The 25748-nt window shown below is 64.1% G+C and carries 21 protein-coding genes; 14 read left to right on the forward strand and 7 right to left on the reverse strand.

The features are described from left to right. The first annotated feature begins 52 nt into the window (after positions 1–52). The 3 genes from U5775_RS10160 to U5775_RS10170 all read left to right on the forward strand — a co-directional run bounded on the left by U5775_RS10160 (position 53) and on the right by U5775_RS10170 (position 2644). Complete coding sequence (locus U5775_RS10160; RefSeq protein ID WP_322058005.1) at positions 53–226, forward strand: hypothetical protein; 174 nt, start codon at positions 53–55, stop codon at positions 224–226. A gap of 55 nt (positions 227–281) precedes the next feature. Beyond that, positions 282–1352 (forward strand): Imm72 family immunity protein, encoded by a 1071-nt coding sequence (locus tag U5775_RS10165; RefSeq protein ID WP_322058006.1) that lies wholly within the window; start codon positions 282–284, stop codon positions 1350–1352. A 215-nt stretch (positions 1353–1567) separates the two neighbouring features. Then, positions 1568–2644, forward strand: a complete 1077-nt coding sequence (locus U5775_RS10170) for an Imm72 family immunity protein (RefSeq protein ID WP_322058007.1) — start codon at positions 1568–1570, stop codon at positions 2642–2644. Positions 2645–2802: 158 nt separating this feature from the next. On the opposite strand, the gene U5775_RS10175 is transcribed toward U5775_RS10170, so the two are convergent. Continuing rightward, positions 2803–3372, reverse strand: coding sequence for a DUF4142 domain-containing protein (locus U5775_RS10175; RefSeq protein ID WP_322058008.1), 570 nt, complete (start codon positions 3370–3372; stop codon positions 2803–2805). A gap of 459 nt (positions 3373–3831) precedes the next feature. Between U5775_RS10175 and U5775_RS10180 the strand changes: the two genes are divergently transcribed. Continuing rightward, positions 3832–4893 (forward strand): diguanylate cyclase, encoded by a 1062-nt coding sequence (locus U5775_RS10180; protein ID WP_322058009.1) that lies wholly within the window; start codon positions 3832–3834, stop codon positions 4891–4893. Positions 4894–4983: 90 nt separating this feature from the next. On the opposite strand, the gene icmH is transcribed toward U5775_RS10180, so the two are convergent. The 3 genes from icmH to tssJ form a co-directional block, all read right to left on the reverse strand. Continuing rightward, positions 4984–5775: a type IVB secretion system protein IcmH/DotU gene (gene icmH / locus U5775_RS10185; protein ID WP_322058010.1), complete on the reverse strand. Its 792-nt coding sequence runs from the start codon at positions 5773–5775 to the stop codon at positions 4984–4986. Further along, complete coding sequence (gene tssK / locus U5775_RS10190) at positions 5772–7118, reverse strand: type VI secretion system baseplate subunit TssK (RefSeq protein WP_322058011.1); 1347 nt, start codon at positions 7116–7118, stop codon at positions 5772–5774. The genes icmH and tssK overlap by 4 nt, the downstream gene beginning before the upstream one ends. 154 nt (positions 7119–7272) lie before the next feature. Beyond that, on the reverse strand, positions 7273–7899 hold the full coding sequence (gene tssJ, locus U5775_RS10195; protein ID WP_322058012.1) for a type VI secretion system lipoprotein TssJ: 627 nt from the start codon (positions 7897–7899) through the stop codon (positions 7273–7275). Between the two features lie 114 nt (positions 7900–8013). Between tssJ and U5775_RS10200 the strand changes: the two genes are divergently transcribed. The 10 genes from U5775_RS10200 to tssA all read left to right on the forward strand — a co-directional run bounded on the left by U5775_RS10200 (position 8014) and on the right by tssA (position 19196). Further along, positions 8014–8256, forward strand: coding sequence for a hypothetical protein (locus U5775_RS10200; RefSeq protein ID WP_322058013.1), 243 nt, complete (start codon positions 8014–8016; stop codon positions 8254–8256). 7 nt (positions 8257–8263) lie between these two features. Beyond that, positions 8264–8947 carry a hypothetical protein gene (locus U5775_RS10205; RefSeq protein WP_322058014.1) on the forward strand — a complete coding sequence of 228 codons (684 nt, stop codon included), beginning with the start codon at positions 8264–8266 and terminating at the stop codon, positions 8945–8947. Between the two features lie 105 nt (positions 8948–9052). Next, complete coding sequence (tssB, locus tag U5775_RS10210) at positions 9053–9586, forward strand: type VI secretion system contractile sheath small subunit (protein WP_322058015.1); 534 nt, start codon at positions 9053–9055, stop codon at positions 9584–9586. Between the two features lie 13 nt (positions 9587–9599). Next, positions 9600–11087, forward strand: coding sequence for a type VI secretion system contractile sheath large subunit (gene tssC, locus U5775_RS10215; RefSeq protein ID WP_322058016.1), 1488 nt, complete (start codon positions 9600–9602; stop codon positions 11085–11087). Between the two features lie 187 nt (positions 11088–11274). Further along, the gene (locus U5775_RS10220) at positions 11275–11778 is read left to right on the forward strand and encodes a type VI secretion system tube protein Hcp (RefSeq protein WP_322058017.1); all 504 of its coding nucleotides are present in this window, start codon (positions 11275–11277) and stop codon (positions 11776–11778) included. Positions 11779–11870: 92 nt separating this feature from the next. Then, complete coding sequence (gene tssE / locus U5775_RS10225) at positions 11871–12350, forward strand: type VI secretion system baseplate subunit TssE (RefSeq protein ID WP_322058018.1); 480 nt, start codon at positions 11871–11873, stop codon at positions 12348–12350. Between the two features lie 82 nt (positions 12351–12432). Further along, positions 12433–14271 (forward strand): type VI secretion system baseplate subunit TssF, encoded by a 1839-nt coding sequence (gene tssF / locus U5775_RS10230; RefSeq protein WP_322058019.1) that lies wholly within the window; start codon positions 12433–12435, stop codon positions 14269–14271. Then, the gene (gene tssG, locus U5775_RS10235) at positions 14235–15320 is read left to right on the forward strand and encodes a type VI secretion system baseplate subunit TssG (protein WP_322058020.1); all 1086 of its coding nucleotides are present in this window, start codon (positions 14235–14237) and stop codon (positions 15318–15320) included. Before tssF ends, tssG begins: the two co-directional genes overlap by 37 nt. Before the next feature lie 37 nt (positions 15321–15357). Beyond that, the gene (tssH, locus tag U5775_RS10240; RefSeq protein WP_322058021.1) at positions 15358–18045 is read left to right on the forward strand and encodes a type VI secretion system ATPase TssH; all 2688 of its coding nucleotides are present in this window, start codon (positions 15358–15360) and stop codon (positions 18043–18045) included. A gap of 2 nt (positions 18046–18047) precedes the next feature. Next, a complete protein-coding gene (gene tssA / locus U5775_RS10245; RefSeq protein ID WP_322058022.1) occupies positions 18048–19196 on the forward strand; it encodes a type VI secretion system protein TssA in 1149 nt (382 codons plus the stop codon). A gap of 590 nt (positions 19197–19786) precedes the next feature. Here the strand turns inward: tssA and U5775_RS10250 are convergent. From U5775_RS10250 to tssM, 3 genes are read right to left on the reverse strand one after another with little or no spacing between them, the layout of a single operon-like run. Continuing rightward, complete coding sequence (locus U5775_RS10250; protein WP_322058023.1) at positions 19787–20725, reverse strand: OmpA family protein; 939 nt, start codon at positions 20723–20725, stop codon at positions 19787–19789. Continuing rightward, a complete protein-coding gene (gene tagF / locus U5775_RS10255; protein ID WP_322058024.1) occupies positions 20709–21719 on the reverse strand; it encodes a type VI secretion system-associated protein TagF in 1011 nt (336 codons plus the stop codon). Before tagF ends, U5775_RS10250 begins: the two co-directional genes overlap by 17 nt. Further along, the gene (gene tssM, locus U5775_RS10260; RefSeq protein WP_322058025.1) at positions 21716–25621 is read right to left on the reverse strand and encodes a type VI secretion system membrane subunit TssM; all 3906 of its coding nucleotides are present in this window, start codon (positions 25619–25621) and stop codon (positions 21716–21718) included. The genes tagF and tssM overlap by 4 nt, the downstream gene beginning before the upstream one ends. Positions 25622–25748 lie beyond the last annotated feature (127 nt).

The following is a 25748-nucleotide window of genomic DNA, read 5'->3' on the forward strand; positions in this document are numbered from 1 at the left end:
CGCCAACTTCGGCAAAGACCTCGTCGAACGTATTACGACCATTGGCAACGAAGTGAAAGCCGCTGGTTCAAACGCTGTGCGCACGGAAATGATCGGCGGCGTGCGTTTCGAGTTCTTCAAGACCAACTGGACTGATGTCGAGCGTGTGCACGGTTATAGTGACGCCGCGGACAAGAGCGCGGCGACAACGCGAAAACTCGCCGACGATGAAGTGCGTGAGAAGTGAGAACGACCATGGCATCCTTGTATAGCCTCTTTAATTCGCAAGGCCGGACTGAGTAATGCAAGACATCGACATGCAGGACGAAAGCGTGCGGCGCAAGATTTTCTGGTTGCTCCAGCGCATTAGCAGCTATTCGCTTTGGCACAAGAAGCGCGACGCCTTCAGGACATTTGCGGCAGCCTACGAGACGGCCGTGAAAACCTGGTCGCCGAAAGATCCGGAAATGGTGTCTGCGGATCATCTGGCTACCATCTACGAGATTCTGAAGCAGTACGACACGGGGCTCGATGAGCTGTCGCTAGGGCGCCGCTTCGTCTGGCGCAAAGACGAGGCGCTGGAGCGCGCTGTGACGCGGACCGGTTACCTCTCCGACTATTTCTACAAAAATCCGAACTATTGGGAGCGTGGTGGCCAGTTCCTGCCGTATCCCCCGAAGGTCGATGCGCTCGCGCGGTTGCTACGTGCATCGATGTATCAGGCCGACGATGCGCCATTGGAGGTGGCGGGCACCAGCGATCAATTTGCGCGGCTCCAGGATCCCGAGTGGCTGCTCGACAAAAGCCAATACAACTACAGTTTCTACGAACTCGAATTCCCGGTATTCCCGAGTGTGCTGCCCGAGATGCCGGAACCTCGCGGTTTGATGATCCGCTCTGGCGAGGAGGTACCTTGCGATGGCATCTGGGAGCCCATGCAGGCGGAAAGCGCTTCACTGCGAGATGCGCAAGCGATGCGTAATGCGGGCTGTTTCAATTACTTCGTCGCACAGATCCGCGCGCCCAATCTCTCGCTAATTGACGAAGAAGACGACAATTGGGACTTGGTCCCTGTGCCGACACACTGGCGCTTGCTGTGGGAAGACACGCGCTACCGGGATGGTATCGTGCCCGATGAGTCGGCCTACTTTCTTGCCCCGCGCCGTGATAGTCAGTTGCCCGACGCGGCTTTCGTGCAACCAGTCCGTACTAGTGAGCTATGTCCTGTCTCAGGGGAATGGCGTACCGACGAATTTGGGGGCAAAACTGTGCGGGTCGAGGAAGGGCAGGTGATGCCTGACATGCTTGTCACCGATAACCTTGGCGACCGCATGGTCCACTGGGTTACGTGGGTACTTGTACGCGAAATATAGAGTTTCGTAATTCCCGCGCCAAGTGCACACACCTGGGCGGGATGGGGCGATTGCATCGTTGGTCCGCCGATCCTTGTGCGATGACCTACGTCGTGCTGCAGCGTACGTTCGTGCGCCATCATAGCGCGAAGCAATGGAAGCGCTTCGCATAGTGTGCCCCCTAAGCGGGGTGGCACGCGCTTGTGCCAAAGCTGAACTGCCGAACAGTAGAACCCATGATGCTGAATACACTCACTATGACCCCCGAGCAGGAACAGCACGCGCGGGCCAAGGCGTTTTACCTGCTCAAAAAGTGGACAAGCTGGACGTTCCTGAATCACGCGGTTGGGCTGTACCGGGATTTTCTCGTCGCTTACGCCAAGCAGTTGGACACGCCGAGTCCCAATCAGACGGAACTGGAGGCCGCATACGTCAGCAATTTCATGGACGCATTGGTTCGGATGGGTGAGGGCATCGAGACATTACGCAAAGGCTCCGACAAGCGATCGGCTTACGAGGCACTTGTTACAGGTAGTGAACGAGGTAGTGGCCTTCTCTTCGGCAGGAGTGCGCTCGAAATGGGTAGAACGTATGACCCGTTCTTTCACTCGCTCGGCGTGAGAGATACGAACTATACGGATTCCGTCTACGCCACTGGATTTGCAGAGGGGGTGTGGATTGAAGAGTTGAGTTGTTTGGCGCTTAAGTGTACTGCCGGATTGGATTTTATTGGGGTGCTCACAGACGGAAAGCGTGCCGACGGCGGGCGCCGCTTCTTCGAGCATTGGACCTACGAATCCTTGTTCCAGGATGCACGATATCCAGCGTGGCGGTACTGGCCGCCGGGCCGCAGCTTTCCCGCAGAACTCCCACCCCGTCCGCCCAAAAACGAATCCAGCGAGGGCGAGGTCTACAGCGATCACGAGATTCCTGTCGAAGGAATCTGGGAGCCGTGGTTCCCCGGCGACAAGGTCGGTTGTCCGAATTATTTCCTCAAAGGCAGTGTCGCCCACAGATACCAGCTAGAGGGCACCGATGAAGAGCACGTGGTGCGCTGGCGTTTGTTGTGGGAGGACAAGCGCTACCACGACGGTAGCCTCCCCGCTGAGGAAGACACCTACTTCCCCCCGCCCATCGCACAACCGAAGCCGCGTGCTTTACCGGGCGAGCCTTGTCCGCGCACCGGTTACTGGCAAAGTCCCGCGACGAAAAAAACGGTGTACGTCGAGGCGGGGAACCCCATGCCCGGCCCTCAACTCACATCGTGGGGAGCGGTCATCTGGGACTATTGCGATCCGCAGCCGGAGAACTGAATCGGGCGCCTCCGCCGCGCCTCAATATAGCCCGCAATGAACCACAAATAAAAACGAGCGCGGTCCCCACATGGCGTATGGGAACCGCGCCCGCATCATTTACGCTGCGCAGTTGATGAATGGGGTCGACCGCACGATCAACCGCGCCCGCAATCAGATCAGCCAGCCATATGCTTGCGCTGCGCCAGCTCCTTCGCCTTGGCGATATCCGCCTGAATCACCGGCAGGCCTTCGGTCGCGGCCTTCTTCAAACCCGCATCGCGGCCTTGTGCAATTTCCGCCTGGAATGCCGAAAGCGTCTTTTGCTGCGCGCCCAGCGCCACTTGCTCGATATACGCCTTGTCGAAGTCGGCGCCGCGCAGATTCTTGATGCTGTCGATCATGGCCGTGTCGGGGTCGTCGCGCGGCACGTCCACGCCGCGCGGGCTCGCGGCGCGCATCGAGTTCGAGAGCTTCGTGTAGTCGGAGACGATCTGCTCCGCGAAGGCCTTCACGTCGCGGTCGGTCGAGCGCGAATCGGCAATGCGCGCGGCGTCGCGTTGCGTGGCGACGGTCTGCGTGCCGTCTGCGATGAAGCTCTGGTCGGCTTCGTGCAGCTTGTTGGCGGCACCTGCGGTGGCCGCGTTGGTGCCGGCGGGCGCCGTGGTCTGGGCGTGAGCGCCCAGCGAGAGCACGAGAAGGCCGGCGGCGGATGCAGTAGCGAGCGAAGCAAGCGAGAGGCGAGACATACGAACTCCTTTCGTGATTTATCGATTGCACAAACGAGGGCCCGGCGGGATGCGATGCGTGGCGCGGGACTGCGTTTGCGACCGCTGTGCGAGCACGTCACGCAACGGTCAGAGGAATTCTAGAAAGGCAGGCCGCGTACAGGTGAAACCAGGTGAAACGGCGGCGGCGCTTCTGTAACGGTTGGTAAGAACGTTAGGCATCACCCCTGATTCATCGCGATGCACCCGGCTTCATGCGCGACGCATGGCCATCTGTGCATAGGCACTCTCGGCGCGTGAGCATGCCAGCAGTGCATATGCATCGATAGCGGCGTCGTTCGCGCGTTCGCAGTCACGCCAAGGCGCTTATGCCGAAGATGTCACGCCGATACGGGCACCCGGTGGCACAATGGCCGCATTCGTTCATAAAAGCATGACTTCGATCCCGTACAGCGCGGCGGGACTGGCGAGACCAACAGGATGGCATCCAGCACGAACCCGATGGCCGGCAAGGGCAGGCGTTTTGTCGAGCGTATCTGGCGCCTGCGCATGGCGGGGCTCGGGCTCGGATTCTTTTGTGTGGCCTCCGTGTTTCTGCAGCAGGGGCGTGGTCCAGTGCTCTGGGCGCTGCTGGTATTCGATGGCTTTCTCTGGCCGCATGTGGCGCGCCGTGCCGCGCACACGAACGTCGTGCCCTATCGTGGCGAGCGCCTCAATCTGATGATCGATTCGGCGATGGGCGGCCTCTGGGTGGTCGCGATGCGTTTCAACCTGCTGCCGAGCGTATTGATCCTCGTGATGCTCAGCATGGACAACATCGCGGCGGGCGGCGCGAAGCTTTTCATGCGTGGCGCGGCCGCGCATCTCGTGGGCTTTGCGCTCGGGCTGCTGACGCTCGGCTTTGCGTTCGAGCCAGAGACGCGCATGCCCACGCTTCTCGCGTGCCTGCCGTTTCTCATCATTTATCCGCTCGCGCTGGGCTGGAGCACGTATCGCATTTCGAAGAAGCTCGCCGAGCAGACGCGCACGCTCGAGCGCTTGAGCCGTACCGATGGTCTCACGGGCCTGCTCAATCGTCGCCATTGGGAGAATCTGCTCGCTGAGGAATTCGAGCGGTGCCGCTCGGTGCACTATGCATCGTCGTTGCTGCTCGTCGATCTCGATCACTTCAAGGCTGTCAACGATACGCGCGGCCACCCGGCCGGCGACGCGGTGCTGCAGGCGTTCGCGGCGCTGCTGCGCGAGCACTTTCGGGTGGGCGACAGCATTGGGCGTTACGGCGGCGAGGAGTTCGGCGTGGTGTTGCCGGGCGCGACGCTGACCGAGGCGCGCGCGGCGGCCGAGCGTTTTGTAGCGACGGTGCGCACGAAAGCGCAGGAGGCGGGCACGGCGTGCCCGTGCACGGTGAGCGTCGGCGTCGCGCAATGCGAGGAGACGATGAAAGATTACGCCGCGTGGCTCAAGCAGGCGGACGCGAATCTTTATTGCGCGAAAGTGGCGGGCCGCGATCGCGTGGTGGCGACGCAGGGCGACGCCGCTTGAGCGTGCGCCCTGGCGTGCCGCGCGTGCGGCTTTAAATCACGTCTTTAAATCGCGCTTTTAAACCACGCCTTTAAATCGCGCCTTGAAACATCAAGGCAGCGAAATCGTGAGATTGGCCGATTGCGGCCCGAGCTTCACGATGTTCGTATAAGGCGCGAGCGTGCGCACCGTGCTGTCCTTCAGCCAGGTATGGAGGCCCAGCCACGCGAGGATACCCACGAGCGCGAACACGGCGCCGATGGTCCAGAGCGGCACTTCGCGCTTGAGGCGGTGCACGACGAGATCGGGCAGCGGCCAGTGCGGCGCGAACGCCGCGCGTTTGCCCTTCATATGGGCGATTTCGTCGCCGATACGCGCCGTGAGGTAGGCGAGCTTCTCGGGACCTTCGAGCATGTACTTGCCCTGGAAACCCAGCAGCAGGCACATGTGAAAGACTTCGAGCGACTGCAGCCGCGCAGCGCCCTGGGCGCGGCATTCCTCGAGGTACTGAAAGAACTTCTCGCCCGCGAGCTGCTCGCCGAACAGCGAGAGCTGCAGCGGCCGGCGCTCCCAGTCCGAGCGGATCTTGAACGGCGAGGCGAGCACCGACTCGTCCACGGCCGCGCAGAACGCGAACTTCGCCGCATAGACATCTTCGGCGGCGATATTGAGCTTCTTCGCGCCGCGCTCGAAGTCGCCGAGAAACTGCTGCACACGCGCGCTGAATTCGCTCGCGTCGCCGGGCTCGCGGCCGTTCTTCAACAGGAACAGCATGAAGAAGCCGTCGTACAGCAGGTCGAGCAGCGAGCGCACCTGGTAGGCGGGCTCGCTTGCCGGCATGGCTGGCGTGGGCGACACAGGCGGCGGCGTCACGCCGCCGAACAGGGAAGGCGCGTTCGTCATGACGTCACCGCGATGAGTTCGAGTTTGAGATCGTTGATGCCCGAGGGCGTGTAGACCATGGCCGACTGCGCCTGGATCATGCGCTCATAGAGCGCGCCGCGCGACTCCAGCGAGAAGTAGCACGCGCCCGGACGCACGGGAATGGCCGGCGGCACCTGCGGCGTGTAGACGAGGCGCACGCCGGGCATCGCGGAGAGCACGAGCTTGTCGACGTCGTCGGGGGCGCCCACCTTGAAGCGCGCGGGCACGGCCTCGACGAGGTCGACCGCGGGCATGTCGGCGGACACGGCCAGATAGAAGGTGGTCTTGTCGTCGATCTTGCCGGAGTCGAGCCGGCCGATATGGAACGACGCGCGCACTTCCTCGAGCGCGATCGCGAAGTACTGCGTGGAGATCACCGTCTCCAGCAGGTCGCGCAGGATGGCGTCGAGGCGCGCGAAGCCGGGGCCCGGATCGTCGTGGCGATAGGCGGGCAGGTCGGCGAGCGCATGGTTCTTCGAGAACGTGAGCAACTGGCCCGCGAGGCGCAGTTGCTCCTGGAAGAGCCGCTCGGGATGCAGCGCCGCGTGCTGGTACAGATGCGCGAGCGTCGCGAACGCGCCGCTCGCCGTATGCAGCAGCCAGAACGAGGCGATGTCGCCCGAGCGGAATTCGATGATGTTCTTGGTGGGCTCGCGATGGAAACCGTAGAGCGCGTTGACCTTGGCCTGCAAGGCGTCGATCAGGCGGCGCAGGCGCTGGTACAGCAGCGGCGACGCTTCGATCGCGAGGCTCGGCGGCACGAAGCTCTCGTCGGCCTCGAAGCCCGAGGACGCCGTGCGCCGCACGCGCACGACCGGCACCGCGAGCAGTTGATCGCGCGGCTCGGTATGCGCGACGAGCTTCACGTTGCTCCTGAGGAACGTGATGTCGGCCTGCGCGGCGTCCGTATAGTGGTCGGCCACGCTCGCCTGATCGCTCACGTAGCGCGCGACGAAGCCGGCGTCGCGGTCGCTCGAATAGTTCGAGCCGTTCTCGCGCACCTGATGCAGGGCGAGATAGAACGTAAATTCGTTGATGCCCTCGGGTAGCGTGTCGAGCGCGACGGGCGGCGGCAGGTCGTCGGCCTGCGGCGCGGAATAGAGCGTGCCGTCGGGAAACACGAGCGAGAGCTCGCTCACGCGCAGGATGTTGCTGCCGAGCGAATCATGATCGATACGGATCGAGCGCACGCCCCAGTTGTATGGCTGGATGGCCTGGATCGACTCGAAGAGCCGCGCTTCGTGATAGGCGTCTTGCCGCTGGAAGTGCTGAGGCCTGAGAAACAGGCCTTCCCCCCATAGCACTTTCGAGGAATAGCTCATGTTGATTCAGCTTTATGCGTCGATCGGGTCTCGCCATGCGCGCGTGCCGGCGGACTGGATTGTTGGTTAATGTGGTTCGGAGTCCAATTGCACCACTATTGCAGCCGTATTTCCGTTGCTTCTGGCCCGCTTTAAAGCGGCCGCACGCGGCGATTTATCCACAGGTTACCGACGAGAGCAGATTGAGCGCTTGCGCCGACTGCCCCGCACCGGTCGGAATTACCGTGCCGCTGGTAACGGTCATGGCGCAGTTGTGCAGGCCGACCATTATGCCGGATTTCTCCGATTTCGCCGGATCAAATGCAAATTTCCAGCGCTCCATTGCCGGGTCCCGAAAGAGCGCGACGATTCCGAATGCCTGCGCTTCGCGCGAGACCTTCTCCGTTGCGTTATAGCGCTGGCCCGGGATCAGCGTGATTTCGCGCACGCTCAGCAAGTCCGCGCCCAGCGTGGTTTTTTCCTTCGCGGGATCGGTGAAGGTATCGAATGGCGCCTGCTCGAACGAGGTCGGGTCTTTCAGCGTATAGAGGCGGACCACTAATGCGAGCGGCTTGTTGTCGTTCGCCGCATTGAGGTTGCGCGCCGCATAAAGCGTGATGCCCAGATCGCGCGGCGGCTTCTGGCTGTCCGGCACGTCGGGCTTGCCGAAGCCCGCGAGCTGCAGTGCGGCCGAAGCCGCGCTGCCAATGGCGGGCACGGCCGCCGCACAGCCGCCCAGCAGGGCGGCGGCGGCACACAGCGCCACCGCATTCGATGCGAATTGAATAATGCGCGCAGTCATTTTTATCGCGGGCGCCAGGGCCCGTACTCTCCCGCTACGTTAATATGTCTTGGCGCAGCTAATGCACGGCGCATTGCGCGGGCATTAACCTCCCCGTGTTGGCTTCATTTATTAATGGAGCAGGAAAATTTTCCTTCTCGCATCACGGCTTTCAAGGGTCCTTCCGGTATTTCTTTCTGGGTCCGCTTGCCGTTTATAGGCAAGTTCAATGTTTTTAGCCCGCGTGCTATTTCTGGCGTTTTTAAAACACGGTTAAGCCATCTTGAAATTAAGAAAATTGGCCTGTACTATACGGCGCGCTGGGGGATAAGTAAAACTCTGGCTTCTGTCCTTGAATTAAAAATTAAACGGCGGTGAAAGAACGATGAAAAAGCGGGTCTTTTCGAAGCTAACGGGGGTTGTGATCGCTTGCGGTGTAATCGTCGCCGGCTGCGCTTCCCAGAGCAACACTCTTTCAGCATCGCCCGAGGCTTTCAACAAGGCGCTCGCGGATGCGGACACGCTTTCGAAGGGCGGTAATCAGGACCAGGCTATCGCGGCTTATCAAAAGCTCGCCGCCGCCGATCCCACGCGGGAAGAGCCGTGGTCGCGCATCGCGCAGATCCAGTTCCAGCAGCAGCATTACGGCCAGGCCATCGTCGCCGCGCAGGAAGCGCTGCAGCGCGACCAGACCGACCGCGCCGCGAAGAGCGTGCTCGCCGTGGCGGGCCTGCGCGTGGCCACGCAATCGCTCGGCGAGCTGCGCCAGGACGCGTCGCTGCAGGGCGATGCGAAGACCGACGCCCAGGCGCTCGCCAAGGAGCTGCGCGACACGCTCGGCGAAGACGCGCTGTTCCCGCCCGACCAGAGCACGAAGGCGCCCGTGAAGAAGAAGCGCTACGTTCGCCACGTCGTGAAGGCCGCGCCCAGGAGCACCGAAGTAGCCGACAAGGCCGCGGACACGGCTGCTGCTGTGACGGCGGCACCGGCGGCACCGGCCGCGCCCGCGGCAACGGCGCCCGCCAAGGCAGCCGGCAACGGCGCGGACCCGTTCAGCGCGCTGCGCTAGGCAACGCGAGGCAACCGGGGCAATGGCGGGCAAGCGCGCGCCGCCGCGCGCGCGAACCGCAACACCACTCGCTAACAAGGTCACAACGGAAGCAGGGAGCCGTCGATGGCAAAGAAAGAAAGCATTCAGAAGCGCCTGCAGAAAGTGCGGCCGCCGCGCGTCCAGCTGACCTACGAGGTCGAGCGTGGCGACGCGATCGAAGTAAAGGAACTGCCGTTCGTCGTCGGGGTGATGGGCGATCTGGCCGGTCAATCGGAAATCGAGCAGCCCAAGCTGCGCGACCGCAAGTTCATCAACATCGACCGCGATAATTTCGACGACGTGATGAAAGGCATCGAGCCGCGCGCCGTGTATCAGGTGGAAAACCGCCTGAGCGAAGCGGGCGGCAAGTTCGCCGTCGATCTGCGCTTCAAGTCGATGGCCGACTTCAATCCCGATGAAGTCGTCGCCCAGGTCGAGCCGCTGCGGCGCCTGCTCGAGGCGCGCTCGAAGCTCGCGGACCTGCGCAACAAGCTCGCGGGCAACGACAAGCTCGAAGACCTGCTGAACGAAGTGCTCTCCAATACGCAGCAATTGCAGGCGCTGGCCGAGAACGCGGGCAAGCGAGCGCTTGACGACGACGAGCCCAAGGGCGAATGAGGCGGGGGACGACATGAACCAGCAAAGCGCAGTCGCACAACAGGCGGCCGCAGGCGAAGCGCAGCCGTCGCTGCTCGACGACATCGTCGAGAAGAGCAAGGTCGCGAAGTCCGATTCGGAGCACGCACGCGCGAAGGACTTGATCGGCGAGCTCGTGCATCAGGTGCTCGACGGCACCGTGGTCGTTTCCGACAATCTTTCGGCCACGATCGATGCGCGCGTGGCCGAGCTCGACCGCCTCATTTCGGCGCAATTGAGCGCCGTGATGCACGCACCGGAATTCCAGCGCCTCGAAGGCACGTGGCGCGGCCTCGATTACCTGTGCAAGGAAAGCAATACCGGCCAGACCATCAAGATCAAGGCGCTGCACGCGCCCAAGCGCGACGTCGTGCGCGACTTCAAGACGGCTGTCGAGTTCGACCAGAGCGCGCTCTTCAAGAAGGTCTATGAAGAAGAGTTCGGCACCTTCGGCGGCGCGCCGTTCGGCACGCTGATCGGCGACTACGAAATCACGCGCCAGCCCGAGGACATGTACTTCATCGAGCAGATGTCGCATGTCGCGGCGGCGGCGCACGCGCCGTTCATCGCATCGGCCTCGCCCGAACTCATGGGCCTCGAATCGTTTGCCGATCTCGGCAAGCCGCGCGATCTCGGCAAGGTGTTCGACACGGTCGAATACGCGAAGTGGAAGTCGTTCCGCGACTCCGAGGATTCGCGCTACGTGGGCCTCACGCTGCCGCGCTTTCTCGGCCGCCTGCCGTTCAATCCCAAGGACGGCGCCACGGCGGAAGGCTTCAACTTCGTCGAGGAAGTGGACGGCACCGATCACAGCAAGTACCTCTGGTGCAACGCTGCGTGGGCCTTCGCGGCGCGCCTCACGGCCGCGTTCGACGACTTCGGCTGGTGCGCGGCGATCCGCGGCGTGGAAGGCGGCGGCCTCGTGGAGGACCTGCCCACCCATACGTTCAAGACCGACGACGGCGAGATCGCGCTCAAGTGTCCGACCGAGATTGCGATTACCGACCGCCGCGAAAAGGAGCTGAGCGACCTCGGCTTCATCCCGCTCGTGCATTGCAAGAATTCCGACTACGCCGCGTTCTTCGCCGCGCAATCGGTGCAGAAGGCGAAAAAGTACAGCACCGATAGCGCGAATGCGAACGCCGTGCTCTCCGCGCAGCTTCAATACATCTTCTCGGTATCGCGCGTGGCGCACTACCTGAAGGCGATGATGCGCGACAAGATCGGCAGCTTCGCTTCGGCGCAGAACGTCGAGGTGTTCCTGAACCGCTGGATTTCGCAGTACGTCCTGCTCGACGACAACGCCACCCAGGAGCAGAAGGCCCAGTTCCCGTTGCGCGAGGCCTCGATCCAGGTGGCGGAGATTCCGGGCCGGCCGGGCTCGTACCGTTCGGTTGCGTTCCTGCGTCCGCACTTCCAGCTCGACGAGCTTTCGATTTCGCTGCGGCTCGTGGCGGATCTGCCGAAGCCGGCCAATTCGTAAGCTCGCGTAGAACCCGGAGATCGTTGCGTCATCCATCAATGCATCAGGTCATCCGGGCAGCATGAAGCATCCGGCGCGGCGCCCCGGCGTTCGCGGGGCGCCGTAGCCAGAGACTGCGGTACATCAGGCGGAGCGGCAGCGCGTCTGCCACCGTCGTACAAACCACCTCTATGGGGAGCGATACGTTATGAAGGACATCTATCTAAAGTTCGGCAATCCGGCGATCAAGGGCGAATCGCAGGACAAGGACCACGCGAACTGGGTCGAGATCGATTCGTGGAATCACTCGATCGTGCAGCCGCGCTCGGCAACGGCTTCGACGGCGGGCGGCCTCACGGCCGAGCGCTGCGAGCACGGCGACATGTGCTTCACGAAGGACATCGACGTGGTCAGCCCGCTGCTCTATCAGCACGCTTCGGGCGGCACGACTTTCGACGAAGTGACGATCGACTTCATGCGCTCGGACGGCGAAGGCAACCGCATCAAGTACCTCGAAATCAAGCTCAAGTACGTGATCATTTCGAGCGTTACGCCTTCGGTCGTCGGTGAAGGCCTGCCGACCGAGCAGTTCTCGCTCAAGTACGCCGCCGTGCAGTGGAAGTACACGCAGCAGAAGATCGGCGGCAACCAGGGCGGCAATGCTCAGGGTGCATGGAGCCTCACGAAGAACGACAAGACCTACGCGGTCTGATTTCGGCAGAGCTCTGATCGGCCCGGACGGTGCGCGCCGCGTGCGCTGTCCGGGCATTGCTATATGACGCCCGAACGGCGTCAACCGGTTTGATGAAGCGCTTCGAACCCAGTTTCTTCGACAAGCTGTTCGACGACGAACCGCATGTGCCGGCACCCGCCGCCATGCGGCAATTGTCGCTGGACGAGCTCAAGGCGAATGTCGCCCGCGATCTCGAGTCGATCCTGAACACGCGCATCGCGTTTTCGGAGGAAATGCTCGAGCAGTTGCCCGAGTGCCGCAAGTCCTTGCTGACCTATGGCCTGAGCGACTTCGCCGGGCTCAGTCTCGCGAGCCACTACGACCGCACGTTCATCTGCGAATCGATCGCGCAGGCCATCAAGCGGCACGAGCCGCGCCTGCAGCGGGTCAACGTGACGCTCGAAGTGAGCAACCGCTCGACCAGCATGCTGAATTTCATCATTCAGGCATTACTGGTCGTTCATCCGGCCGAAGAGCCGGTAAACTTCGACGCATTGCTGCAGCCTTCCACGCTGCAGTATTCAGTGACGCGCGCGCGCGCGAAGACATAACGATGCAACGTCCGGCGCCGCGCGGCCACGCGGCGTGCACGGGCGGGGCGCGAAGCAGGACTTTGGGGGGGCGGGAGCCGCGATGGAAGAGTTGTTGCCGTATTACGAGCGCGAGCTGTCGTTCCTGCGACGCTATTCGCGCGAATTCGCCCAGCGCTACCCGAAGATCGCGGCCCGGCTCGCGATGACGGGCGAGCAGTGCGAAGACCCGCACGTCGAGCGCATGATCGAGTCGTTCGCGCTGCTGGGCGCACGCATCAACAAGCGTCTGGACGACGACTACCCCGAATTTACCGAGGCGCTGCTCGAAGTCCTCTATCCGCATTATCTGCGGCCCTTTCCGTCGTGCTCGATCGCGCAGCTCGGCACGTCCGCGTCGTTCGCCAATCTCACGGCGCCCGCGATGATCGGGCGCGGCACGGAGCTCAAGTCGCGGCCCATGCGCGGCGTGCAATGCCGCTTTCGCACGGCCTATGACGTCACGCTCGCGCCCGTGCGCATCTCCGAGGCGCGCTACATGCCCGTGGCGATGGCGCCCACTTCGATCGTGCTGCCCGCGGACGCCACCGGCGTCATTTCGATCACGTTCGAATCGAGCTCGCCGCAACTCGATCTGGCCGGGCTGAAAGTGCCGCAATTGCGCACCTATCTGCACGGCGAGCAATCGTTCATTGCGGCGCTCGGCGACTGCCTGTTCGTGAATGCGCTGGGCGCATGGGTCGAACCCGAGCGCAGCGGGCGCTGGCACGCTCTGCGCGAGCTGCCGTTTTCGCAGGTGGGTTTTGCCGAAGACGACGCGCTCATCGACTTTCCCGCGAGATCGCATCCGGCCTATCGTCTGCTCACCGAATACTTCGCGTTTGCCGCCAAATTCGATTTCGTCGATTTCGATCTCGCGGCCATGAGCGCCGCCACGGACCGCTGCCAGCGCCTCACGCTGCACATCGTGCTCAAGGAAGTGCGCGGCGACTCGCACGAGGCGCGTTTGCTCGATACGCTCGCGGCGCACCATCTGCGGCTCTTCTGCACGCCGGTCGTGAATCTTTTCAAGCAGCCCGGCGAGCCGATCCGCCTCTCGCATCAGGCAATTGGCTATCCCGTGATTGCCGAGGCACGCCGCGCATTCGCCTACGAGGTCTATTCGATCGATTCGGTGAAGCTCGTGCAGCAGCGCGCCAATGAAGAATCGGTGGTGGAATTCCGGCCGTTCTATTCGCTGCGCCACGGCGAGGCCGCACGCGCGGGCCATTACTGGTTCGCGCGCCGCGACGACTGGGTCGCGCAAAAGAGTCCCGGCTACGAAACCGAAATATCGATCGTCGATATCGACTTCGATCCATCAGTCGAGCAAACCGATACGCTGAGCCTCGAACTCACCTGCACGAACCGCGATTTGCCCGCGGGGCTCGCCGTGGGGCTCGAAGGCGGCGACCTGTTTCTCGAAGGCGGCTCGCTCACGAACCAGATCGCGCTGCTCGCGCGGCCCACGCCGTGCGTGCGCTTCGAGCGCCGCCAGGCCGCGCACTGGCGCCTGATTTCGCATCTGTCGCTCAACCACGTCTCGCTCGCGAGCGGCGGCGCGACCACGCTCAAGGAAATGCTCGCGCTCTACGACCTGCGCCGCTCGGCGGTCTCGTCGCGGCATATCGAGGGCATCGTGAACGTGGAGCAGCGTCCGGCCGTGCAATGGCTGCCCGGCAAGCCGTTCGCGACCTTCGTGCGCGGCGTGGAAATACGCGTGAGCGTGGACGAGGACCACTTCGTCGGCACGAGCCTTGGCACCTTCGCGCGCGTGCTCGACGTGTTCTTCGGCCTCTATGTGCATATCAACAGCTTTATTCAACTGGTGGTGATTTCGGAACTCACCGGCGAGGAGATCCTGCGATGCAAGCCCCGCAGCGGCGAATCGATCCTGGTGTAATCGAGCGCCTGCTCGACGAGCCGCACCGCTTCGAATTTTTCCAGGCGGTGCGCCTGCTCGAACGCTGGTTCGTCGACAAGGCGCAGGAGCGCCAGCGCGACGTGCTCGCGCAGCGCGTGGCGTTTCGCAACACGCTCTCGCTTAGCTTTCCGCCCAGCGAGATCGAGCAGGCCCTGTCCTATGACGAAGCCGGGCAGCCGCTCGCGGAAAAAGCCGCGCGCACGGCGGCGCTCGACGAGGGCAAGCTCGCGCAGGTGGCCATCACGCCCGCGTTCTTCGGCCTGCTGGGCGCGCAGGGCGCGCTGCCGCTGCACTATACGGAGCAACTCATCGCGCGCGAGCAACTCAAGCGCGACCGCGCCGCGCGCGAGTTCTTCGACGTCTTTTCCAATCGCGCGACGGCGCTCTTTTACGCCGCGTGGAAGAAGTATCGTCTGCCGTTTCATTACGAGCTCGACCGCGACGAGCGCTATTTGCCGTTGCTGCTCGCGCTCGCGGGCGTGGCCAGCGAGGACTCGCGCGATGGCCTGCACGACGGCCCCGGCGCGCTGCTCGACGAAGCGATTGCGGGCCACGCCATTGCCGCGCGCCATCGGCCCGTGTCGGCCGTGTATCTGCAGAACACGCTCTCCGACTATTTCGACGTGCCCGTGCGCATCGAGCAATTCGTCGGCAAGTGGTACGACGTGCCGCCCGAACAGCTCTCCATGCTCGGCATGCGCAACGTCGCGCTCGGCGCGACCGCGCTTGCGGGCGAGCGCGTCTGGCAGCGCGACATGCGCGCGCGCCTCGTGATCGGGCCGCTCTCGAAAGAGGACTACGAAGCATTTTTGCCGGGCGCGGAGCGGGCGGTGGCGCTGGAGCGCATGCTCACGCTGCTCGGGTGCGTGACCCTCGAATACGAAGTGCGCCTCGTGCTGCGCCGTGCGGACGTGGGCGCGAGCCAGCTCGGCGCCGGCTCGCGGCTCGGCTGGGACGCGTTCCTCTGCACGCACGAAGCGGAGAGCGACCGTAGCGACGCGCACTACGAATTGCATGTCACCCATTGACGACTGACCGGAACCTCGCCTGGATCGACTTCACGCCATGAGCACGCACCACCTTAGAACCCTGATCACCAGGCTCAACACGACCTGCCGCCTCGCAGCCGAACGCGCGGCCAGCTCGTGCCTGTCGCGCGGACATTACGAAGTCGATCTCGAGCACCTGTTTCTCGCGCTGCTCGAAGAGCCGGCCTCCGACCTCGTGTGCGCGCTGCGCGCCTCGCGCATCGATCCGCACGCGGTGCGCGCCGACCTCGAACGCGAATTGCAGCACTTCAAGACGGGTAACACGCGCACGCCCGTGTTTTCGCCGCATCTGATCGCGCTGTTCGAGCAGGCGTGGCTGATCGCGTCGCTCGACACGCAGATCGGCCGCATCCGCTCAGGCCATCTGCTGCTCGCGCTCCTGAGCGCGCCCGATCTCGCACAGTTCGCGCAGCGCATGTCGGCGCGTCTTGCGGACGTGCCTGCAGCCGAGCTCAAGCATCGCTTCGATGAACTAACCGAAGGCTCGGTGGAAGGCGTGCCGCGCGACGCCGAACGCAACGCGTCGCAACAGGCATCGGCATCCGGCGAAGCCGCGGCGGAGTCGGGCGCGAGCAGCGGCCCGTCGAAGACGCCGGCGCTCGACACCTATACGACCGATCTCACGCAACGCGCGCGAGATGGGCATGTGGACCCCGTGATCGGCCGCGAAGGCGAGATTCGCCAGACCATCGACATCTTGATGCGACGCCGCCAGAACAACCCGATCCTCACGGGCGAGCCCGGCGTCGGCAAGACAGCCGTGGTCGAGGGGCTCGCGCTGCGCATCGCCGAGGGCGACGTGCCCGAGCCTCTGCGCAACGTTGCGCTGCGCGTGCTCGACATGGGCCTGTTGCAGGCGGGTGCGAGCGTGAAGGGCGAATTCGAGAACCGCCTGAAAAGCGTGATCGACGAGGTGAAGAAGAGCCCGCAGCCCATCGTGCTATTCATCGACGAGGCGCACACGATCATCGGCGCGGGCGGGCAGGCGGGCCAGAACGATGCCGCCAACCTGCTCAAGCCGGCGCTCGCGCGTGGCGAGTTGCGCACGATCGCGGCCACCACCTGGAGCGAGTACAAGAAGTACTTCGAGAAGGATGCAGCGCTCGCGCGGCGCTTCCAGGTCGTGAAGATCGAGGAGCCCGGCGAAGCGCTCGCGGCCGCCATGCTGCGCGGCATGACGAGTCTCATGGAGCGCCACTTCAACGTGCGCATTCTCGACGAGGCGATCACCGAAGCCGTGCGCCTCTCGCATCGCTACATCAGCGCGCGCCAGTTGCCCGACAAGGCGGTGAGCGTGCTCGACACCGCGTGCGCGAAGGTCGCGCTCGCGCATAGCTCGACGCCGGGCGCGATCGACGACGGCAAGCGCCGCATCGAGCGCATCGAGGCCGAGATCGCGGCGCTCGAACGCGAAGCGGCCAACGGCGCGGCGCACGATGACCGTCTCGCCGAATTGCGCGCGGCGCGCGACGAGTCCGCGGCCGCCGTCGCCGAAGACGAAGTGCGCTACGCCAGGGAACGCGAGCTCGTCGCGCAGATCGCGGCGCTGCGCAATCGGATCGACGCGGCGCGCGAAGAGGGCGCGTCGTCCGATCTCGCCCGCGACGCCGATGCCGCGCGCGCGGAACTGCCCGCGCTCGTCGAGCAGTTGCACGCGTTGCAGGGCGACGGCCCGATGGTGCCGCTGCAAGTGGACGCGCACGTGGTGGCCGAAGTGGTTGCTTCGTGGACCGGCATTCCGCTAGGCCGCATGGTGAAGGACGAGATCAAGACCGTGCTGAACCTGAGCCCGCTGCTGGGCGAGCGCGTGATCGGCCAGGACCATGCGCTCGAGGCCATCGCGCAGCGCGTGCGCACGGCCAATGCGAATCTCGAAGACCCGAACAAGCCGCGCGGCGTGTTCATGTTCGTGGGCCCGTCGGGCGTGGGCAAGACCGAAACGGCGCTCGCGCTCGCCGATATCCTCTATGGCGGCGAGCGCAAGCTCGTGACCATCAACATGAGCGAGTATCAGGAGGCGCATAGCGTCTCGGGGCTCAAGGGCTCGCCGCCGGGCTACGTGGGCTACGGCGAGGGCGGCGTGCTCACCGAGGCCGTGCGCCGCAATCCGTATTCGGTCGTGCTGCTCGACGAAGTCGAGAAGGCCCACCCGGACGTGCTGGAAATGTTCTTCCAGATCTTCGACAAGGGCGCGATGGACGACGCCGAAGGGCGCGCCATCGATTTCCGCAACACGCTCATCATCCTGACTTCGAACGTGGGCTCCACCGCGGTGATGCAGGCGTGCCTGAACAAGCCCGCCGAGGCATTGCCCGACGCCGACGCGCTCGCCGAACTGTTGCGTCCGCAACTTTACAAGACCTTCAAGCCCGCATTTCTCGGGCGCATGAAGGTCGTTCCGTACTACCCGATCTCCGACGACGTGCTCGCCGAGATCATCGAACTCAAGCTCGAACGCATTCGCCGGCGTATCGAGGCGAATCACGGTGCCGCCTTCGAGTGGGACGACTCGCTCGTGGAAGCCGTGCTGGCCCGCTGCACCGAAGTGGACTCGGGCGCGCGCAACGTCGACCACATTCTGAACGGCACGCTGCTGCCCGAGCTGGCGCAGCAGGTGCTCGAACGCATCGCGCAGGGCACCGCGCTCGCGAGCGTGGCGGTGCGCGCGAACGAGGCCGGCGAGTTCGAATACACCGTGAATTGACCATGCCGACCGATATCAACGCGCAGCTTGCGCCCATTTTTTCACCCATCAGCGAAAGCTCGCCGTGCGGCGACGATATGCTGTTTTCCGCGGATTTCGACGCCATCGCGCACGCGCGCCGCTTCGACGATCCATCGCTCGACCAGGGCGAGTGGGTCACGGAAATCAAGGAAGCGGACTGGACCTTCGTGGCCGAGCGCTGCACCGCGCTGCTCGCCACGCAAACCAAGGACCTGCGCGTGGCCGCGTGGCTTACCGAGGCGCTGGCGATTCAGGACGGCATGCCCGGCCTCACGCAGGGCTATGCGATCCTCACGGGGCTCGTGGAGCGCTTCTGGGAGCATCTGCATCCGCTGCCCGAGGGCGACGATGTCGAGTCGCGGCTTGGCAATGTTGCGTGGCTTGCGGGGCGTTCGGCCGAACTATTGCGCGCCGTGCCGCTCACGCAGTCGGGTACGCCTTTTAGCGCGCTCGACTGGGAGATCGCGCAGCACGTGGCGCAGGCCATCAAGCGCGATCCTGACAACGCAGCCGACATTGCGCGCGGCAAGCCCTCGGTCGAGCAGATCGACGCCTCGCGGCGCGCGACCGCACCCGCGTTCTACGAGACGCTGCTCGCGCAATTCAAGGCCTTCCAGACGGCGCTCGCGGCGCTCGACTACGAGCTTGAGCGCCGCGCGGGCGATGCCGCGCCGAGCTTTCGGCAGACTCGCGATGCGTTCGAGCATGTCTATGGGCTCGTGACGCGCTTTGCTCGCGATGTGGGTGTTGATCCGGACGCGGCGGTGAGACACGAAGCGCCGCATGACGGGCAGGCTTCACAAGCAGTCCAAAGCAATTTATCCGCTGTGCAGGAGCGCGCGGAGCCGAGCTTCAAGTCGTCTTTGCCCCATGAGGAAACCGTGCAGACCCCGACTCGCGTTCATGGCCGCACGCATGGCGGCATTCAGAGCCGCGCGGACGCGGTGGCGCAACTGCGTGCCGTGGCCGATTATTTTCGCGCCACGGAGCCGCACAGCCCGGTGGCCTATCTCGCTGACAAGGCGGCCGAATGGGCCGGTATGCCGCTGCATCAGTGGTTGGCGACGGTCGTGAAGGACGATGGCACGCTCTCGCATATTCGGGAGATGTTGGGGGTGAAGGACGAGTGAGTGCTGGCGCACAGTGCGCTTTTTCTTTGGCCTTTCCTTGTGTTCGTGTCGGTCTATAAGTGTTGCCCCTGTGCGGGGCGGCACCTACTTTCTTTGCGGCGGCAAAGAAAGTAGGCAAAGAAAGCCGCTCAAACCGCCAGTGTGACGAAGTCCGCAAACAGTCGTTTAGGGGGAAAGGTATAGGAGCATCCGTCATTTCGCACCACCAAACAAAGTGACAAGGCATCTCACATCCGGCGGCGCTGCGCGCGCCGTGGGGCATAACCGAAAACCCCTGGGGCGCATGCGTGGTCGCGTGTGCGGGTAGTCCCCTTGGTTTCCCGTGCAGACCCGACCGCTGCGCGCGTAGCGCGCAGCGGGATGAATGAGTCCTTTGTCACTGGGTGGAATGGTGCGAGATGGCAGACGCGCCTATACCATTCCCCTTAAACGGCTGTTTGTGGACTTCGTCACACTGGCGGTGTGAGCGGCTTTCTTTGCCTACTTTCTTTGCCGCCGCAAAGAAAGTAGGTGCCGCCCCGCACAGGGGCAACGCTTATAGACCGACACGAACACAAGGAAAGGCCAAAGGAAAGCGCACTGAGCCAGCACTAGAGCCCCGCACGAAACTCAATACGCCGGTTGCGCGCACGCCCATCGGTCGTATCATTCGAGGCCACCGGCTGATCGGGCCCAACGCCATCGGTCGTGAGCTGCTGCGGCGAAATCCCCTTGCCAACCAGATAACCCTTCACCGCATCGGCGCGCGCCTGGCTCAGCACGATATTCGAAGCACGATTGCCCGAGTTGTCGGTGTGCCCGATGATCTCCACCGTGCGCGTATTCATCTTCGCGAGCACGGCCGCCATCTGGTCAAGAATCGCACGGCCCTCAGGCGCAAGCGTAGCGCTGCCCGTTTCAAATTCGATCGTGCGGTTCGCGAGCGTCTGGTCGAGCAGCCCTTGCTCGGACGCGCTCACGCGCAGGCCGTTGCGTATCGTGTAGGTGGGATTGAGCGCATTGGCCATGTCGCTCGCGATCTGCTGGCGCTGGGCCTCGTTGCCCACCTCGCCACGCACGTCGATCTGCGTCCCGTCGATCTTCAGTTGTCCTTTATGAACCTGCTTGAGCTCGGCGTTGATCAGCTTCTGCACGTTCTCCGACCAGTTGGGCGGCGTGGCCACGTCGCCCACTTCGATCTGATCGACCACGCTGGCCGCGCCATAGGTGTCGCGCAGGCGCTGCAGCACGGCCGCGTGCGTGGCTTCGTCGGGCACCTTGCCGCCCACCACCACCTGCCCCGGCGTCGTGTTCGCCGGTGCGGGCATCGAGCTCACGGTGCTGCGCGCGCCCGAAGCGCCGGGCGCGGCTGCTGTGCCGGGCAGCACCGTGGTGCGGATCTGTCCGCCGCTCGTTTCCACGGGCGTGACGTGTGCGGGGCTAGCATCGTCGGCCAACGCGGGGGCGCTGAGCGTAACGAACACACCGAACGCCAGCGCCGCAGCAACAGCGAGCGCGCCGCGCTTATGCGGCTCAAGCACGGCGGCCATTGACCGGCTCTCCGATGAACGCCTCGCGGAACGTGTCGATCGAGACGCGCAGTGACAGTTGCGGCTGATCGAGGTAGCTGACGAGTTTGCTGATGCCATGGTCGTTCTGTGCATGTTCGTCGATCCACTCGGGATCGTCGATATCGATGTTATGGGCTGCGTAGGTTTGCGGATCGACCACGCTGTGCAGGGTCTTCGCGGAGGCCCCGTTGAAGCCGATGACGAGCCGCTCGCGCTGCGCGATGGTGCCCATGAAAATGGCCAGCTCGAAATCGGCCTTCGAGACGAACGGCGCGATCAGCTCGAGCCAGAACGCCGCGACGAGGCTGCGATAGAACGGGTCGGTCGGCAGCGGCAGCGTGAGGCCGCGCTCGAGATGCGCGGCGCCGCTCGTCATGACCGGGCGCAGCAGCGAGCCGAGCGCGAGCATCGCGCCGCGCACGCGCACCGGATGGCCGCTTGCGAGCAGCATTTGCTCGAGTCCCGAGAGCGTCTGATGCTCGATGAAGTCGGCAAAGGTGCCGTCGTGCGGGTTGCCTGCGCCGCCCACGTCCACCGGCACGAGCGTTTCGCCGAGCGCCTGCAGCGCGCCGGCCGGCTCGCTCGTGCCCAGCAGTGGCTGCATCTGCGCGGAGACGCGCGACCACAGGCGCGCGAGCGCGAGCGGGCTGCGCGCGAGAAACGCGAGCGGCTGCTCGACTTCGAGCGCCGTGGCCGCGAGAAACGGAAAGCGCCGCGAAGACTGGTCGTGGCTCGCCACCATATGCCCCGCGATCGCGAGCTTGCTTTGCGAGCCGAGGAACGCGAAGTGCATCGGCTGCGCTTCTTCATAGACGATCTTCCAGCGCGGATCGTCGGTGAGCATGTCCATCGCTTCGGCAATCCAGCGGTCAAGCGTCTGTAGAAGCTGCGGATTGTGCGCGCTCTTCACGAAGTCGCCGCGCGACGGGATCTTGCCGAAGTAGGCGATCTGCGCCTGAACGGTTTGCGTCATTGCGCCTCTCCCGCGTTATTGTTGGCGCCAGTGGCGTTGGCCGTCGTCACCGTGGCGGCGGGCGCGTTGTTGTTCTGCGCGTTGCCCGACGCGGGTGCTGCATTCGGCGCTGCGTTCGGGGCATCGGGCGCGTTGGGGTTGCCTCCCGCCGAACCCACGTTCGCGACCGAAGACGGCAACTGCACGCCGCTCAAGCCCTGCTGTTGTGGAGCATTGCCGCTCGAAGCCGTGGGCTGCGAGGTGCTGATGATGCGCATGCTCACCGCAACCGTCACGCTGCCTTGCGTCCACGTGAGGTCGAAGGTGCCGTCCGGTCGGCGGCTGCGCTGCGCCGAATTGATCAGCTTCTCCAGCCCGTAGCGGCCCGGCTCGTTGACGAGCTGGATCGTGCGGCCGTCGAAGGTCGTTGCCGAGAGCGTCGCGCCCGGCGAGCCCGACGGGTTCGGCCACACGAAGTTGGTCCACTGCGGCGGCGTGTTGCGATAACGCAGTTGCTGGCCGTCGATCGCGATCGTGTATTCGGTCGTGCCGCTCGAAGGCTGCGGCAGGATCTGGAACACGGTCTGCGGTTCGCTGGAGCCGCCGCTCGCGCCCGCCGCGCCGCCCGCGAGCGGCGCCACCCAGCGGGCGAAGCCGTTGGTGAAGTCGGGCGTGAGCGAGAGGCCCATGTCGCCCCAGGTGCGCGCGGTGAGCGTGTCGCCGCGGCGCACCGCGAGCGGCCCGAGCGTGGTGCTCACGAACTTCGAGATCGCGCCGTCCGGGCCGAAGGTCTGGGCGATTTCGCTCGAACCGGCCTCGATCTTCGCCGTGCCAGAGAACGGATACTTGTTCGCGAGCGAGGCCTGGAACGGTTGGTACACCTGTGCATTCCACACCTTGTTCACTTCGGCGCTGGCCGGCTGGATCACCACCGCATAGGCCTGCATGAGCGGACGCACGAGGAGCGGGCGCAGCGCCTTGCGCTGGTCGTCGGTGAGGCCGGTGAGCATCTGCTCGTCGACGAACTTCAGCGAATCGGAAAGCTCCGAGCCGTTGCCGTCGAGCGTCTGCTGCATGAGCTGGCGCGCGCCCGGTCCCGGATCGCCCTGGTTCTTGATGGTGTTAAAGCGCGTGCGCACCTTCGAGAGCGAATCCATATAGCCCTTGAGCATCGAGCCGTTGTCGTGCGTGACGACGATGCGTCCGAGGCCCGCGAACGCCTGGCCGATCGGACCCATCGGCATCTCGACCGGATTGCCGTTGATGTCGATGTTCGCCTGGATCGGGCCGCTCGTGGCGCGCGAGAACAGGTTCTTGAACCAGCCCGTGATGCCGCTTTGCGCGCGCTTGATCGTGGTGTTCACGAGCGACGGGTTATCCCACGAGGTCTGGTCGTACGCGGTTTCAAGGATCTTGCGGATCGGCGAATCCTGCGGGTCGCCGAGGCGGTTCATCGCGTCGACGGCCTGGCCGAAGCTGCCGAAATCCTGTACGGCAATGCCCTGCATGAACTTCTGCCAGTGCTGCGCGTACTCGGTCTTGTACATGCCCACGAGCGTCTTCTGGATCTGCTCGGGGCTGCCTTCGAGCGTGAGGTCGTCGCTCGCCGAGGTGTTGAGCACCCAGTCCTTCGCCTGCAGTTCCTTCGTGGCGGCTTCGCGGATCGCGGGCTGCACGTACTGGAACCACGCTTCGCGCGTGAAGGTGCCGGGAATCGCGTAGCTGCCCGCCACGAGCGACGCGTTGCCTTCGCCGACGATGCGCGCGACCGTCATCGGCGCGAAACGCGTGGAGGCGCGCGCCTTGATTTCCTCGTAGACGCGCTGGCGCGCCGGCATGCCGCGCACCACGTGGCGCAGGTCTTCGCGCGTCTGGTCGACGAGCGCGAGGTTCGCGTCGATCATCGGCCAGTCGTCGTCGGAGACGCGCGAGAGGTAGAAGGTGATCATGCGCTCGGCGCTCTTGATCATCTCGTCGCGGGGCATGTTGCCGCGATTCTGTTCGAGCCAGCCGCGCCAGAAGCGGGCGATCTGGTCGGTCAGGTGAGCGGTCTCCACATGACGCTTGTCCGAGAGCATCAGGTAGGTCTTGAGCGCGTTGTATGCGTCCTCGACGCTGGTCGGCGACGCATCGCTATAGAGGCCGCCCTGGCTCGGCGTGGCCATGGCCGCGTGCGCGGAAACCGGCACCGCGCCCGAATCGGGCGCGTGCGTCATGGGCGCGAGCTGGTCCGGATGCGCGTCGACTTCCTTGAGGAAGCCTTCGACGTTCTGCGAGACCGGCGCGAGCATGATCTGGCGAACGCCGTTGTAATACTCCTGGAGCAGATGCTGCTCGACGCGGTCGCCCTGATAGAGGCCCAGCGACACCGCAAGCGGCTTGTCGCGGCGGAACTGCTCGAGCTGCTCGATGCGGTCCTCGAGAATGTCCATGGCCTGCAGGCGCGACTGCAGGTCGTTGCGGTTCTGCTGCAGCTTCTCCACGTTGTCGAGGTCGGCCTGCACGTTCGCCACGAGTTGCTGGTTGTTGATCGTCGACCACGTCCAGCCGCCGAGCGCGAGCGCGAGCGCGGCCACCACGCCGAAGAACGTGGCGTAGCGCAGACGCGTCTTCGCGGGGCTCGCGAATTGGCGGACCGTTTGCTTGTCGGCGAAAATCACCTTGGAAAACAGGTCTTTCAGGAAGAAGCCGTTCTTCGAGAAGGCCGCCTGGGGCTTGGGCAGACTATCGGTCGAGAGCGAGAAACGGTTCGCGATGCGCTGCGCGGCGGCGCTGTTGGTCTCGCCTTCCTGCAAGGCGCTCGTAAAGTAAAAGCCGCGGAAAATAGGCTTGTACTGGAACGGATTGTTCTCGAACAGCGTGGCGAGGAACGCGCGCAGCGCGGGCTTGATGGTGGAAAATTCGAGCGGAAAGCTCAGTTGTCCCGGCGTGAGCGCGTTGCCGCGGCTGATCGACATCTGCGCGATGCTGATTTCCTTGAGGCCGTCGTAGAGCTCTTCGAAGCGCTCGTCGAACTGCGTGACGACGTCGCGTTTCTCATCGGGCTCGTAGGGCAGGGTGGCGCCCCAGACGCGGTCGTATTCGTTGCGGTCGCTGCCGCTGAAGAATTCGGTGAAGCCCGTAATGAGGTCGACCTTCGTGAACATCACGTAGACGGGCGCGAACACTTCGAGCTTTTCCGTGAGCTCCTGCACGCGCTGGCGCAGGTTCTTCGCGAGATTGATCGCGAACTCGGGGCGATTGCCCGTGAGCTCGGCAATGCTCGCGGTCACGATAATGCCGTTGATGGGCGCCTTGGGCCGGAAGCGCTTGAGCAGCCCCAGAAAACCGAGCCATTCGCCGCGGTCTTCCTCGTGCACCGAATAGCGGCCCGCCGTATCGAGCAGAATGCCTTCGGTCGTGAAGAACCAGTCGCAATTACGCGTGCCGCCAATGCCGTGCACGATGGCGTCTTTCTTGTCGGCGAACGGAAACTGCAGGCCCGAGTTGAGCACGGCGCTGCTCTTGCCCGCGGCCGGATTGCCGATCACGATGTACCACGGCAGCTCGTAGAGCGCCGAGCCGCCCGAAAGCTGGCCGATCTTCGAGGTCTTGATGGTCTTGACCGTATCGACGAGGCGCGTGCGCAGCGCGTCGAGCTCGGCCTGCGTGCCGCGCGCGGCAACGGCGGCGGCGTTGGGGGTTTCGACCTGGGCCTGCTGCTCTAGCATCTCGCCGAGCTTGCCGTTGGCGCGGCGCACGCGTATGCGGCGCACAATCCAGACGAGCAGCCAGAGCGCGAGCAGCACGCCGAGCACGAGCGCGACCCACACGAGCGCGATCTGCAAGGTGTCGGCGGCAATGAACAGCACCGCAGCCAGCGCGATGAAGCCGATGAGGGAAAGCGTGCGCCTGTGGGTCAACACGTTGAGGAAGCGTTGCATAAGCCGGTCAGGTCCTGGTGCTTTGAGTGCTGTTCTGATGGTGCGTAGCGTCTGCCTGGTGTGTCATGTGCGCCGGCGGCGCGGCGAGCGCTGGCCGCGCGATGCGTCGGGCGCGATCGCGGGCAGG

The organism is Paraburkholderia sp. J63, assembly GCF_905220245.1.
In the GTDB taxonomy this organism is placed as follows: Bacteria; Pseudomonadota; Gammaproteobacteria; order Burkholderiales; family Burkholderiaceae; genus Paraburkholderia.

Coding starts and splice junctions, on each gene's coding strand:
- U5775_RS10165 (WP_322058006.1), top strand. CDS start 282: ATGCAAGACATCGACATGCAGGACGAAAGCGTGCGGCGCAAGATTTTC.
- U5775_RS10170 (WP_322058007.1), top strand. CDS start 1,568: ATGATGCTGAATACACTCACTATGACCCCCGAGCAGGAACAGCACGCG.
- U5775_RS10175 (WP_322058008.1), bottom strand. CDS start 3,372: ATGTCTCGCCTCTCGCTTGCTTCGCTCGCTACTGCATCCGCCGCCGGC.
- U5775_RS10180 (WP_322058009.1), top strand. CDS start 3,832: ATGGCATCCAGCACGAACCCGATGGCCGGCAAGGGCAGGCGTTTTGTC.
- icmH (WP_322058010.1), bottom strand. CDS start 5,775: ATGACGAACGCGCCTTCCCTGTTCGGCGGCGTGACGCCGCCGCCTGTG.
- tssK (WP_322058011.1), bottom strand. CDS start 7,118: ATGAGCTATTCCTCGAAAGTGCTATGGGGGGAAGGCCTGTTTCTCAGG.
- tssJ (WP_322058012.1), bottom strand. CDS start 7,899: ATGACTGCGCGCATTATTCAATTCGCATCGAATGCGGTGGCGCTGTGT.
- U5775_RS10200 (WP_322058013.1), top strand. CDS start 8,014: ATGGAGCAGGAAAATTTTCCTTCTCGCATCACGGCTTTCAAGGGTCCT.
- U5775_RS10205 (WP_322058014.1), top strand. CDS start 8,264: ATGAAAAAGCGGGTCTTTTCGAAGCTAACGGGGGTTGTGATCGCTTGC.
- tssB (WP_322058015.1), top strand. CDS start 9,053: ATGGCAAAGAAAGAAAGCATTCAGAAGCGCCTGCAGAAAGTGCGGCCG.
- tssC (WP_322058016.1), top strand. CDS start 9,600: ATGAACCAGCAAAGCGCAGTCGCACAACAGGCGGCCGCAGGCGAAGCG.
- U5775_RS10220 (WP_322058017.1), top strand. CDS start 11,275: ATGAAGGACATCTATCTAAAGTTCGGCAATCCGGCGATCAAGGGCGAA.
- tssE (WP_322058018.1), top strand. CDS start 11,871: ATGAAGCGCTTCGAACCCAGTTTCTTCGACAAGCTGTTCGACGACGAA.
- tssF (WP_322058019.1), top strand. CDS start 12,433: ATGGAAGAGTTGTTGCCGTATTACGAGCGCGAGCTGTCGTTCCTGCGA.
- tssG (WP_322058020.1), top strand. CDS start 14,235: ATGCAAGCCCCGCAGCGGCGAATCGATCCTGGTGTAATCGAGCGCCTG.
- tssH (WP_322058021.1), top strand. CDS start 15,358: ATGAGCACGCACCACCTTAGAACCCTGATCACCAGGCTCAACACGACC.
- tssA (WP_322058022.1), top strand. CDS start 18,048: ATGCCGACCGATATCAACGCGCAGCTTGCGCCCATTTTTTCACCCATC.
- U5775_RS10250 (WP_322058023.1), bottom strand. CDS start 20,725: ATGGCCGCCGTGCTTGAGCCGCATAAGCGCGGCGCGCTCGCTGTTGCT.
- tagF (WP_322058024.1), bottom strand. CDS start 21,719: ATGACGCAAACCGTTCAGGCGCAGATCGCCTACTTCGGCAAGATCCCG.
- tssM (WP_322058025.1), bottom strand. CDS start 25,621: ATGCAACGCTTCCTCAACGTGTTGACCCACAGGCGCACGCTTTCCCTC.